Raw genomic sequence first — 12672 nt, forward strand, 5'->3', positions numbered from 1 at the left:
TTATACGTACTTACTTTCAAGAAAAAACGCCTACTATTATAGTAGACGTTTCATACATTCATTGACTTGTATACCATGTTCATCAGCTTTTGTTAAAATAATTTGATGCTCAGGGAATTGCTTTGTCATTAATTGAACGAAGTCAGGCGCAATAGCGGAAGGAATAATAGAAATCAATGTTGGTCCAGCGCCACTTAGAGCAGTACCATATGCACCGTTCGATTTTGCTGCCATACGAATTTCCTCATAAGCAGGAATTAGCTTTGCACGAAACGGTTCATGGAATAAATCTGCCTCCATATAACGTCCAGCACGTTCAAAATCTCGTGCCATTAAAGAAGCAGCTAACATATTCGCATTTGCTGAAGCATGAACAGCATAGGAGCGATTAAATTGCTCTGGTAAAACAGAACGGGATTCGCTCGTTTTTAATTCAACATCTGGTACATATACAACAAAGGAGGCATCGATATCATTGATGTGGAATGTATCGACTATGCCTTTGTCATCCATTGAAGAAATCGTTAATCCTCCTAAAACTGAAGCAGTTGCGTTATCTGGATGTCCTTCAATTTGTGAAGAGAGATTGAGTTTATCTTGAATTGTTAATCCAAGCTCGCATACTTGATTTGCAAGTTCGATACCTGCAACAATAACTGCTGCACTGCTGCCAAGTCCACGTGCCAACGGAAGTTCACTAGCCATCTCTACACGACAAGCAGGAAGCTGTTGACCATATAGATCTGCAGTTTTTTTAGCAATAACGTATAGTAAGTGTTCTTCAAGCTCAAACTCTTTAGGACCATTATCATCAAGATGAATAATTTCCCATTGTTCTTGTAGGGTAACAGAAAGCTTTAAGTAAAGAGACAAGCCAAGTCCTATTGAATCAAAGCCTGGACCTAAATTGGCTGTGCTTCCAGGAACTGAGATTTGCCAAATTTTACTCATAGTACACCCTCAATATATGCACGAATTTCTTCTTCATCGTTTTTAAGAGATACGACCTCTACAGTGGATACATTCATGGCTGTATCAGGATCTTTTAGTCCATTCCCTGTAAAGATTGTTACAACTTTAGCGCCCTGAGGGATTTTTCCGTTTTCAACAGATTTTATAACACCTGCTAAAGAAGCAGCAGAGCCTGGTTCAACAAAAATGCCTTCTGTACTTGCGATTAATTTGTAGGCTGCTACAATTTCTTCATCAGTCACGGAATCAATGATACCACCAGATTCATCGCGAGCCGCTTCTGCCAAATTCCAGCTCGCAGGATTGCCAATTCGAATGGCAGTTGCTACTGTCTCAGGATTCGCAATTGGCTCTCCTTTAACGATTGCTGCAGCACCTTCAGCTTCAAAGCCATACATTTTTGGTAGACCACAATTTTTAGCAGCGTGATATTCTTTAAACCCTTTCCAATATGCAGTAATATTACCTGCATTACCAACAGGTATACACAGATAATCCGGTGCTGAACCTAACGCATCTACAATTTCAAACGATGCCGTTTTTTGACCTTCGATACGGTACGGATTCACAGAGTTAACAAGCGCAACTGGTGTTGTTTCACTTACTTGGCGAACGATATTAAGAGCATCATCAAAGTTTCCGTCAATTTCGATGATTTTTGCCCCGTACATTGTTGCTTGTGCTAGCTTTCCAAGAGCCACTTTACCTTTTGGAATAACAACGATTGATTGAATACCTGCACGCGTTGCATAAGCAGCTGCAGCAGCAGAAGTGTTTCCTGTAGAGGCACAAATAACGCATTGGCTTCCATCCTCGATAGCCTTTGCAACAGCAAATACCATTCCTCGGTCTTTAAATGAGCCAGTAGGGTTTGCACCTTCAATTTTTCCGTAAAGCTCAATGCCTAGTTTCTTAGATAAATTCACTAAATGTATAAGAGGCGTATTGCCTTCGTTTAAAGTTAAAGCTGGTGTATTTTCAGTTACGGGTAAAAATTGTTTATATTCTTCAATAAGGCCTTTCCACATAACGTAACGATCTCCTTTTGTTCTTATAGAAAGAACAGTTGTTTTTGTATAAAAGACATTTTAACGCAAATAGCACTATTATTTCAATAGCATTTCATTAATTGTCGAAACAATTCGGTAATTTGAATAGTACTTGTCACTTTCTTGAAACAACTGTATAGTAATCTTGTAATGTAAAGTCATGTGTAAAGACAGGTGGTTGAGATGACAATAAATACAGCAGTAACAAATAAACCTCAGCAATCCATTTCCAGAAATAAGCTATTGGGTGTGGCGGGGGTAGGGTGGCTCTTCGATGCAATGGACGTTGGTATATTATCCTTTGTTATTGCAGCATTGGCTGCTGAGTGGGGACTTTCACCAAGTCAGTCTGGTTGGATTGGTAGTATAAATTCTATCGGGATGGCTGTAGGAGCTCTCTTTTTCGGTGTATTTGCTGATAAAGTAGGGCGCAAGCAAATTTTTATGTGGACACTTGTCCTTTTTTCTATTGCAAGTGGTTTGTCCGCTTTTACAACAACATTGACTGCATTTTTAATTTTACGTTTTTTAGTAGGGATGGGGCTAGGAGGAGAATTACCTGTAGCTTCAACGCTTGTATCTGAAAGTGTAGCTGCCAAAGAAAGAGGGCGCGTGGTTGTATTACTTGAAAGCTTTTGGGCAGCAGGCTGGTTAATTGCAGCACTTATTTCGTATTTTGTGATTCCTACATGGGGATGGCGAGTAGCACTTATTCTAACGGCACTTCCAGCGTTTTATGCTATTTATCTTCGTTGGCATTTGCCTGATTCACCTCAATTTACTGTGAAGGAAGAAGCAAAAAAACGGAGCATTGGCCAAAATATGAAAGAGGTTTGGTCGAAAAAGTATGCTCGTTCTACGTTTATGCTGTGGTTATTATGGTTTACGGTTGTATTTTCGTATTATGGCATGTTTTTATGGTTGCCAAGTGTAATGGTAGGGAAGGGCTTTGACATGATCACGAGCTTTAAATATGTTTTGATTATGACTTTAGCTCAATTACCAGGTTACTTTACAGCTGCATGGTTTATAGAAAAGTTTGGACGTAAATTTGTCCTTGTTTCCTATCTAATTGGGACTGCAGCGAGTGCATATATTTTTGGAAATGCAGATACTTTAGCTGTATTGCTAACTTCAGGAATGTTTTTATCTTTCTTTAACTTAGGGGCTTGGGGAGCATTATATGCTTATACACCTGAACAATATCCTTCGATTATTCGTGGAACAGGTGCTGGCATGGCAGCAGCAGTTGGACGAATTGGTGGAATTTTCGGCCCGTTGCTCGTTGGGTTTTTATTAACGGCAGGCTATGATATAGGTTTTATTTTCGCCATTTTCTGTGGAGCAATTATTATCGGTGTTGTAGGTGTCATCTTCCTTGGGAAAGAAACGAAGCAGCTTGAATTAGAATAATATGAAATAGAATGTCCTGGATCAGAGGAATTGATCCAGGACATTTTTGTCTCATTTCGCTTAAATTATACATAAAAATGAGCATTTATTAATTTTTATTCGATTTTACTAATTTATTTGTTAAAATGACAAATCAATATAAATCGGTTATAGAGTAAATCAAATTGTTTTATTAGCAGGTTAATGCGATGAAGATTTTTCAGAAAAGTCATTGTATTCAAATTGTAATCGTGATACTGTATTTTTAATCGAATTTTGAGTCAATAGGAAACAATCTCCCGTTCGTGATAAGGTCATTGAAAGAAAGGTTGTTAGGAATGAGTATTCATGAGGATATAAAGAAAAGGTTTGTAAGGCTGTCAAAGGGCCAGCGTAAAGTAGCACAATTTGTAATGGATAATCCCACAACAGTAATTGCTAATGGAGCAGCAGAGGTTGGCAGATTGGCTAATGTAAGTGAATCAACAGTGATTCGATTTTGTTATGCTATGGATTTGTCAGGGTATGTAGAACTGCAAGAGGAAATTAGAGGCTATATTTTGTCTCAAGATGTAGGTGCAAATCTACAGCCTACATATACTGCTAAGAAGCTGACTAATTCTAGCTTTGGTAAGGTGATGCAACGAGATAGCCAAAATATTCAAGAAACAATTCAATTGATTAACGATCAGCAGATCCAAAAATGCTCAAAATGGATGCATGAAGCAGACAATATCTATATTCTAGGTACTCGTCATAATGCATCTGTTGCAAATTGGCTATCTAATACATTGAAAACATTTCGTGCTAATATTAAGCAGCTTCGTTTAGACTCGGATGATCTAGTGAATCAAATAAACAGTATGGGCGAACATACAACATTAATTGTACTATCTTTTGATAAACAGATTATGGATATTAAAACGATCGTTGAAATTGCAAAGGTAAAGAAAGTGAAAATTATTGCCATTACAGGTTCTGCATTTTCGCCTATTCGAGAATATACCAGTGCGTTATTTACCCTCGGCACCAAAAATCATTCTTCTCTAGACATCGCCCCAGTCTTGATTTCATTTTTGCATGCCTTGATAGAGGAAATGATAAGCCAGGATAAAGACCACTATGAAAAATATCAGCAATCGTATGAGCAAGTAGAAAGTAATGTGTTATTCTTAGATGCAATTAGAGAAAAGCAGGTTTTTTAATGTAAATACGCATGGATAGTTTGTTGAACACACTATCTATGCGTATTTTTTTGGAATTTTCTATATAAAAAAGATGTCCAAATAGTATTTAGACATCTAGGAAAAGTGAATTATAGAATTTTACTCAAGCTATATTCATTAATATAAGTATTATTTAATTTAATGGCATTTTTTCGAATGCCCTCCTGATGAAATCCTAGCTTTGTAAAGAGATGTAAAGCTACATTGTTATGCTCCATAACAGATAACTCTAAACGGGAAATATCATGTTGTTTAGACCAATTTTCAACAGCTTTCATCAGTGCGGAGCCAATACCTTTTTGTTGATGCTCTGCTTTCACAGCTAAACGAATAGAGGCAACATGTCTAGCCTTCGATTGTTTATATCCATGAATAACTGCATAACCTGCAAAAATCCCGTTGAGTACACAAAGTAGTATTGTACGGTTTTTTAGTTGCTTCCAATAGGTTAAATTTTTACGAAGTTGTTGGACAGTGAGATCTAGCTCATTTTGAACATTATACATGAAGTCAGTTTCTTGAAATATCTCCTCTTGTAAATGAATGAACGATCTAGCATCAGATGCTTCAATTCCTCGTATTATGTATGCAGATGAATTTTCCTCAGTGTTTGAAGTGTTGGTTTCGCTCGACTTCATTTGTGTACGTGAGAAAGATACACTAGTACCTAGTTTAACATCAATGACATAATAACCGGCATTTGTCCAAGATAAATAATGTGAGAGAGGGGGCTTAGTTTTTTTCCACCAGCTTTTATTTAAGTAGGCAGCGTTCGGTAATGCTTGTCCCATAATGTTTTCTAATTCACTAAAGGATAAAGTAATTTCTTGTTGTAAAGCTACATCAAAATAGTTAGCTAAAGGAATGTACTTTTTTTCTATCTTCTTCGTCATCGTAATCCCCATTTCCTGAATATCCAAAAATATAGACTACCTGATGATAGCATAAAATTATGATGACTTAAATATGAAAACCCAACTAAATATCTATATAAACTAATTATTTTATAAAAAAGAGGCATTTTTACTATTGAATGTTAAAAATAGGTTGGTAAAAATAGAGAATTTTGCAGAAGTAATTAGTCCTATTAAAAGTATACAGAGTAATGCAAGCTAGTTATAATGTAGATATCTTATTTGAAAAGTATGTATTGGGAGCACTGCCATTATATTTGTATATTGAATTTTAGGTAATACATTTTGATCGTGATTGAGCACTGTATGATATATCGAAGTGAGGTCAGTGGCATTTATACGGTGGCGAAATTATTCCAAAGTTTCACTTTATCACTTGTCAGGCTTTAAGGTATGATAAAATAAAATATAAATGTAAGTGCCATTTTAGGAGGAATTAATTCAATGAGTAAAGTATTAGTTTTTGGACATAAAAACCCAGATACAGACACAATCACGTCTGCGATTGTATATGCCTATTTAAAACAGCAAATTGGTAAAGAAGCTGAGGCAGTACGTCTTGGAGATGTTAATAATGAAACTCAGTTTGCATTAGATAAATTTGGCTTTGAAGCGCCTCGTTTAATTTCTTCTGTTGTAGGAGAAGCGGACAAGGTTATCCTTGTTGACCACAATGAATTCCAGCAATCAGCTGACGGTATTGAGGAAGTACAAATTACTGAGGTAATCGACCATCACCGTATTGCAAACTTCCAAACAGCTGATCCATTATACTATCGTGCTGAGCCAGTGGGTTGTACAGCTACAATTCTAAACAAAATCTTCAAGGAAAACGGAGTAGCGATACCAGCCAATATTGCTGGCTTAATGTTATCAGCAATAGTTTCTGATACACTACTTTTCAAATCGCCAACTTGCACAGAGCAAGATGTAAAAGCTGGCGAGGAGCTAGCAAAAATTGCTGGTGTGGATACTGCAGAGTATGGCTTAGCAATGCTAAAAGCAGGTGCTGATTTATCTGATAAATCATTAGAAGATTTATTATCGTTAGATGCAAAAGAGTTCCAATTTGGTGAGTATAAATCTGTTGTAGCTCAAGTGAATGCAGTTGATATTAATGATGTGCTTAATCGTCAAGAAGAGTTAGAAATTCTACTCAATAAAAATGTTGCAGAAAATGGCCTAGATCTATTCTTCTTCGTTGTGACTGACATTTTAAATAATGATTCAACAGCTGTTGCAATTGGGCAAGTAGCAGAAGCGGCAGCAAAAGGATTCGGTGCTGACCTTATCAATAACCGTGTTGTATTACCAGGTATTGTTTCTCGTAAGAAACAAATTGTACCAGTATTAACAGAAGCTCTAAAATAAAAATAAGAAAGAGGTTGTCTATTAAGACAGCCTCTTTTTTAATCAAGTTTTAATGGCTGGACAGCAGGGCCTTCAAGCACCTCACCCTTAGCGTTAAAACGGGAACCATGACAAGGACAATCCCAGGTTTCATCAGCTTCATTCCATTTCGTTTTGCAGCCTAAATGAGTACAGGTTGGAGCAGTGGCATTCTTCATATATCCAGCTATATATTCCTTGGCAACAAAGCCTCCTACTTTTAGCATTTGCATGAATTGGGCACCGAATTTTGTACGTGATGGTGAATAAAGAGCGATAGCACCATCCTCGATCTTTGCGCCTGTTAAAAGAGAGGATAGGATATCACCTGCGACAAAGGAATTGGAGATTCCCCATTTACGATAGCCAGTGGCAATTAGTACGTTAGGTAAGGAGTTTGTAATTCTTCCAACATAAGGGACAATATCCGGTGTTTCTATATCCTGGGCTGACCAGCGATAAAGTGGCTGTTGTTCAAAATGCTCCTTCATTTCATTGGAAATGGCCTCATAATAAGGCTCGGTATGAACGGTCTCACCAGCAATGTGATTCGCCCCTCCTAATACTAAATAATTTTCCTGATTAATCGTGGCAGTCCGTATCGAACGAGAAGGAAAATCAACTGATAAATATTGACCTTGCATGGTCTCAGAGGTTTTGCTTGCAACCATATAGGAACGACTATTGGATAATTTAAAAAGTTTGAGTCCTTTAAAAGCTTCAATGGGATAGTGTGAACACAAAATAAGCTTATTATATTGAACCGACATATTTTTTTCGGTATGTAAGTTATTTTGTGGTATGTTTAATTGCTGAACACGGGTATTCGCATAAAGTTTTGCTCCCATCTTCTGTGCCTCTTTAACAAGAAAATTACTTACTTCAACAGGATTTATTTGTGCTTGTTGTGACATGCTTAGCGCTTTTGTAATAGGGAATGGTAGCTCCGTGTCAGAGGTAAGGTTTGACTTAATATTTAAAACCTTATAGGCATTCCATTCTTTTAATAATTGTGCATAGCCTTCTTTGGTTTGACAGTATAACAGTGAATCAACCGAACGAACGCTGTCTGGTGGGAGTAATTGTCTAGCTTTGTCAATCGCTTGTTGATTAAGTTGATAATAAAGCTGTGCCTCTTCTAAAGATAGTTTTTCTAAAAGATTTGCATAGACAATGCTATGCTGGGCTGTTAGTTTTCCTGTTGAATGCCCTGTCGTACCGTGACCAAAATGGGTATTTCCTTCAAGAAGAACTACATCCACACCTGCTTTTGCTAAAGTATAGGCGGTATATAAACCAGTTAAGCCACCACCGATTATACATACATCACATGTTGTTGAGGAAGAAAGGGAAGATAACGAGACTGACTCAGTTGTAGCAAGCCAAAGAGATTGTGTCATATAGAAACCTCACATCGTTTTTGTATTCAGTATGTAGAAGAAATTGAAAATTTATGCAGTGAGGCATTAAAATTGCCTTGTGATTTCAACTATCGCTACAATGTAGCAAAAGGAGTGAACAAGAAATGAAAATTGAAATTTGGTCTGACTATGTATGCCCATTTTGTTATATTGGTAAAAAACAATTAGAGAAAGCGATTGAGGATACTGGCTATGCTGGGCAGGTGGAGCTTGTCTATAAAAGCTACCAACTAGATCCAACTACTCCAGTAGATTCGCATAGCACTGTCTATGAATCATTGGCAAAGAAATATGGAATGTCATTAGAGAAGGCAAAAGAAATGACTGTCGGCGTAACGGAGCGTGCGAAAGAAGTCGGCTTAAACTATGATTTTAGCAATTTGATGGAAGAGAATACGCTAAAAGCACATCGGCTCGTAAAATGGGCTGAACAACAGGGAGATGTTACAGCACTTGTGGAGTCACTTTTACACAGTCATTTTATTGAAGGCAAGCGTATCGGCCAAGACGATGTTTTATTAGAGATAGCCGAGAAAGTAGGGCTACAGCGTGAAGAAGTTGCAAAGGTTCTTGCCGATGATGTTTATAAAAATGAAGTAGAAGCAGATATTCAAGAAGGTCTACAGCTTGGAGTTCGTGGGGTACCGTTCTTTGTGCTAAACCGTAAGTATGGTATTTCAGGTGCACAACCGCAGGAGGTATTTGAGGATACATTGCGTAAAGTTGCTGAGGAAGAGGGCTTACAACCAACGCTAAAGATGGCTGGCACAGGTGATGGGGGTATATGCACAGACGATAACTGTAAATTTTAGTTTACTAGAGAGAGGAGTAAAGCTTTAAACTCCTCTTGTTAGGATAGCTGGAAGATATAATATTTCAGTCAAAAGTCTGAGGCAAGTAACATTGACAATTTAAATGAAATTTTTTAAGATAAATATATATCTTGAATTCGAGATATTAGATTCTGATATTTAAGGGAGATTTTATATAATGAACGTTTTAGTAGTAAAAGCTAACAACCGTCCAGACGGTATTTCAACAAAAATGTATGATACTTTCATGGAAAATGTACAAGTTGCCAATGTGACAACTTTTGACGTATTTGCAGAAGATATGCCTTATTTTGGACAAGACCTTTTCAATGCTTTCGGTAAAGTACAAAATGGTGGAGAGTTAACAGACATCGAATCACGTCTATTAGCTGCAAAACAAAAAGCAATGGATGCATTAACTGCAGCTGATTTAGTTGTATTTGCATTCCCATTATGGAACCTAACAATTCCAGCACCTTTACAAACATTTATTGACTATGTATATCAAGCAGGCTTCACGTTCAAATATGGAGAAAACGGTCAATTAATTAGCTTAATGACTGACAAAAAAGCAATTATTTTAAATGCTCGTGGTGGCTACTATTCAGCACCAGAAGCTCAACCAATGGAAATGTCAGTAAACTACATTAAAAACGTAGTAGGCGGCGTATTCGGTATGGAAATTATTGAAGAAGTAATTATTGAAGGTCATAATGCTTCACCTGATAAAGCGCAAGAAATTATTGCAAATGGCCTAGAAGAAGTGAAAAAAGTTGCTCAATCACTACAAACTGTGAATGCATAAAAATTATTTTTTAATAAAAGTTCTCTCATTTTTGGGAGGACTTTTTTATTTTATGAACAGATGTATGGGGTGGTATGGAGGTCGGACATATTGACATTAACTTATTATTTAGAATTTACATTTACTAACATTCTATTAGATAGAAAAATGAAAAATGATAGCAATCTGTGATTTTGAGGGAAAGTAATTAACCATTCTTTTAAAAATACATATAATCAGGACTATTTATTCAGTAAAAATTAATATGGTTTTAATATAATAGGATTTGTAGGAAAATAATAGATTATCAGGGAGGTTGTTGTATGAATAAGAAATTAATAACTAATTTCTTAGTGATGTTACTAGTCCTTTTCGCGTTTATACCATTTGGAGTTTCTGCTGATGCTGCTTCCAATGATGTAACACGTGCAGATTATGTAAAGGAATTGGTAGAAAGCTTAGATGTAGAGATAGGTGATGGATCTTCTCTAGCCTTTAAAGATGTTTCCAAGGATTTAGCACCTTATGTAGAAAAAGCTGTTCAATTAAAACTAATTAAAGGTAAAACAGCAACGACATTTGGTCCAGATGACAAATTAACACGTCAACAAGCATTTGTTATTTCTGCTCGCGGACTAGTTAGTGAAAACGCTTCCCTAACAGTTTTAGAGCAATTTAAGGATGCAGATCAAATTGCAGCGGCATATAAACAAGATTTAGCGAATGCTGTTGCAGCAAACATTTTACAAGCATTTGAGGATAACACTATTCGCCCTCGTGACTATGTGACAAAGGAACAGATGGAGAGTATTGTAGAACGCTTTGTAGCAGAATACAAAGCACCTTCAACTGGCGTATCAGTAAATCTTCAAATTTTAGGCACAACAGATATTCATACCAATTTAGCTAACTACAATTACTATTTAGATGCTCCATCATCAGAGCTTGGTTTGGCTAATACAGCGACATTAATTGAGCAAGCAAGAGCTAAAAATCCAAACACATTACTTTTTGATAATGGTGATTTAATTCAAGGGACACCACTTGGCTCATATAAAGCATTAGAAAGTGTATTAAAGCCAGGTGAAGTTCATCCAGCTATTGCTGCACTTAATGCATTAAAATACGATGGTGGAACTTTAGGGAATCATGAATTTAACTATGGTCTAGACTTTTTAGATGAAGTATTAAACGATGCAAAGTATCCAGTCGTAAATGCTAATACTTATGATGCAAAAACAAAAGAGCGTATGTTTACACCTTATGTCATTCTTGATAAAGAAGTGGTAGATAGTTCAGGCAAAAAGCATACACTTAAAGTTGGTGTAACAGGGATTGTTCCAACGAAAATTGTTGAATGGGATGCCATTCATTTAGCAGGTAAAGTGGAAATGCAAGAGCCAGTAGAAGCTGTGAAAGAGGTAGTACCAGAAATGCAAAAGGCTGGAGCAGACGTGATTGTCGTTCTGTCACATTCAGGTATCGGTGAAGATACTTATGTGAAGGGTGCTGAAAATGTTGGTTACCAATTAGCAGAAATTGATGGTATTGATGCTTTAATTACAGGGCACTCTCATTTAACATTCCCTGGTGACTATAAGGATTTGAAAGATGTTGACCAAGAGAAGGGTACAATTCACGGTGTTCCTACTGTTATGGCAGGTAGCTATGGTAGTCATCTTGGTGTAATTGATTTAAAACTAGAACAACAAGGATCAGAGTGGGTAGTGGTAGATGGTAAAGGTTCATTGCAATCGATCAAGCAAGAAGGTTTACAACCATCCACAACGGTTTTAGAGGCTATTAAAGAGGCACATGATGGCACATTATCATATATCCGTCAGCCTGTTGGAGAAACAACTGCACCAATCCATAGTTATTTTTCAATGGTGCAAGATGATCCATCCATTCAAATTGTCACGCAAGCTCAAAAATGGTTTATCGAACAAGAGCTAAAGGGTACGGCTGATGAAAAGACACCAATTCTTTCAGCTGGAGCACCTTTCAAAGCAGGCTCTCGTAATAATCCATTAGATTATACAAATATTCCTGTAGGGCCACTTGCTATTAAAAATATGGCCGACATTTATCATTATGACAATACTGTTGCTACGATTAAAGTGACAGGCGCACAAGCAATCGAGTGGTTAGAGATGGCTGCTGGTATTTTTGCAACAATTGATCCAACTAAATCAGAAGAGCAAAATATTATCGATGCAGAAGCACGTTCTTATAACTTTGATGTGTTAGATGGCTTAACATATCAAATTGATGTCACATCGCCAGCAAAATATGACCGCCGCGGTAATCTTACTGATGAAAAGGCAAATCGTATTAAGAATGTACAATATAATGGTAAACCAATCGATTTAAAACAAGAATTCATCATCATCACAAACAATTACCGTGTTGGTGGATCATATGGGGCGACATTTAAAAATGCTGACGGCTCTAACATAACAAACTATGCATATGAAAATCGCCAAGCTGTTGTAGATTATATTATGGCGAATAAAACAATTAACCCAGCTGCGGATAATAACTGGTCATTTGTACCGTTCCCAGCCAATACAAAGGTTATCTACCTATCTGCAAAAGATGCACAAAAGTTCATTCCAGCAGGTAGTGGTATTGAATATTTAGAAGATACAGAAGCTGGATTTGCTAAATATTTAATTAAATAAAAGAATAGGAAAAGGAGAGTAACGATAAT

The 12672-nt window shown here is 36.9% G+C and carries 10 protein-coding genes; 6 read left to right on the forward strand and 4 right to left on the reverse strand.

Going from position 1 to position 12672, the window contains the following annotated elements; translation table 11 throughout:
• Positions 1–36 precede the first annotated feature (36 nt).
• On the reverse strand, positions 37–951 hold the full coding sequence (thrB, locus tag V1L66_RS02570; RefSeq protein ID WP_016992732.1) for a homoserine kinase: 915 nt from the start codon (positions 949–951) through the stop codon (positions 37–39).
• On the reverse strand, positions 948–2000 hold the full coding sequence (thrC, locus tag V1L66_RS02575; protein WP_016992731.1) for a threonine synthase: 1053 nt from the start codon (positions 1998–2000) through the stop codon (positions 948–950). The genes thrB and thrC overlap by 4 nt, the downstream gene beginning before the upstream one ends.
• A gap of 204 nt (positions 2001–2204) precedes the next feature.
• Here thrC and V1L66_RS02580 point away from each other — a divergent pair, with 204 nt between their 5' ends.
• Positions 2205–3434, forward strand: a complete 1230-nt coding sequence (locus V1L66_RS02580) for an MFS transporter (RefSeq protein ID WP_052125401.1) — start codon at positions 2205–2207, stop codon at positions 3432–3434.
• 317 nt (positions 3435–3751) lie between these two features.
• Complete coding sequence (locus V1L66_RS02585) at positions 3752–4618, forward strand: MurR/RpiR family transcriptional regulator (RefSeq protein WP_016992730.1); 867 nt, start codon at positions 3752–3754, stop codon at positions 4616–4618.
• 110 nt (positions 4619–4728) lie between these two features.
• Here the strand turns inward: V1L66_RS02585 and V1L66_RS02590 are convergent, their stop codons facing one another.
• On the reverse strand, positions 4729–5532 hold the full coding sequence (locus V1L66_RS02590; RefSeq protein WP_312126223.1) for a GNAT family N-acetyltransferase: 804 nt from the start codon (positions 5530–5532) through the stop codon (positions 4729–4731).
• Positions 5533–5997: 465 nt separating this feature from the next.
• Here V1L66_RS02590 and V1L66_RS02595 point away from each other — a divergent pair, with 465 nt between their 5' ends.
• Positions 5998–6924, forward strand: a complete 927-nt coding sequence (locus tag V1L66_RS02595) for a manganese-dependent inorganic pyrophosphatase (RefSeq protein WP_016992728.1) — start codon at positions 5998–6000, stop codon at positions 6922–6924.
• A gap of 38 nt (positions 6925–6962) precedes the next feature.
• Here the strand turns inward: V1L66_RS02595 and V1L66_RS02600 are convergent, their stop codons facing one another.
• Positions 6963–8342 (reverse strand): FAD-dependent oxidoreductase, encoded by a 1380-nt coding sequence (locus V1L66_RS02600; protein ID WP_016992727.1) that lies wholly within the window; start codon positions 8340–8342, stop codon positions 6963–6965.
• A gap of 125 nt (positions 8343–8467) precedes the next feature.
• On the opposite strand from V1L66_RS02600, the gene V1L66_RS02605 reads away from it, so the two are divergent.
• From V1L66_RS02605 to V1L66_RS02615, 3 genes are all read left to right on the forward strand, one after another.
• A complete protein-coding gene (locus V1L66_RS02605) occupies positions 8468–9175 on the forward strand; it encodes a DsbA family protein (RefSeq protein WP_016992726.1) in 708 nt (235 codons plus the stop codon).
• Positions 9176–9353: 178 nt separating this feature from the next.
• Positions 9354–9980, forward strand: a complete 627-nt coding sequence (locus tag V1L66_RS02610; RefSeq protein ID WP_258860758.1) for an FMN-dependent NADH-azoreductase — start codon at positions 9354–9356, stop codon at positions 9978–9980.
• Between the two features lie 302 nt (positions 9981–10282).
• Complete coding sequence (locus tag V1L66_RS02615; RefSeq protein ID WP_016992724.1) at positions 10283–12643, forward strand: bifunctional 2',3'-cyclic-nucleotide 2'-phosphodiesterase/3'-nucleotidase; 2361 nt, start codon at positions 10283–10285, stop codon at positions 12641–12643.
• Positions 12644–12672 lie beyond the last annotated feature (29 nt).

This window comes from Lysinibacillus sp. IITD104, assembly GCF_036698265.2.
Lineage (GTDB): Bacteria > Bacillota > Bacilli > Bacillales_A > Planococcaceae > Lysinibacillus > Lysinibacillus boronitolerans.

Bases quoted from the DNA above. Each gene is read 5' to 3' on its own strand.
- thrB (WP_016992732.1), bottom strand. From the start codon at position 951: ATGAGTAAAATTTGGCAAATCTCAGTTCCTGGAAGCACAGCCAATTTA.
- V1L66_RS02600 (WP_016992727.1), bottom strand. From the start codon at position 8,342: ATGACACAATCTCTTTGGCTTGCTACAACTGAGTCAGTCTCGTTATCT.
- V1L66_RS02610 (WP_258860758.1), top strand. From the start codon at position 9,354: ATGAACGTTTTAGTAGTAAAAGCTAACAACCGTCCAGACGGTATTTCA.
- V1L66_RS02590 (WP_312126223.1), bottom strand. From the start codon at position 5,532: ATGACGAAGAAGATAGAAAAAAAGTACATTCCTTTAGCTAACTATTTT.
- V1L66_RS02580 (WP_052125401.1), top strand. From the start codon at position 2,205: ATGACAATAAATACAGCAGTAACAAATAAACCTCAGCAATCCATTTCC.
- V1L66_RS02605 (WP_016992726.1), top strand. From the start codon at position 8,468: ATGAAAATTGAAATTTGGTCTGACTATGTATGCCCATTTTGTTATATT.
- V1L66_RS02585 (WP_016992730.1), top strand. From the start codon at position 3,752: ATGAGTATTCATGAGGATATAAAGAAAAGGTTTGTAAGGCTGTCAAAG.
- V1L66_RS02615 (WP_016992724.1), top strand. From the start codon at position 10,283: ATGAATAAGAAATTAATAACTAATTTCTTAGTGATGTTACTAGTCCTT.
- V1L66_RS02595 (WP_016992728.1), top strand. From the start codon at position 5,998: ATGAGTAAAGTATTAGTTTTTGGACATAAAAACCCAGATACAGACACA.
- thrC (WP_016992731.1), bottom strand. From the start codon at position 2,000: ATGTGGAAAGGCCTTATTGAAGAATATAAACAATTTTTACCCGTAACT.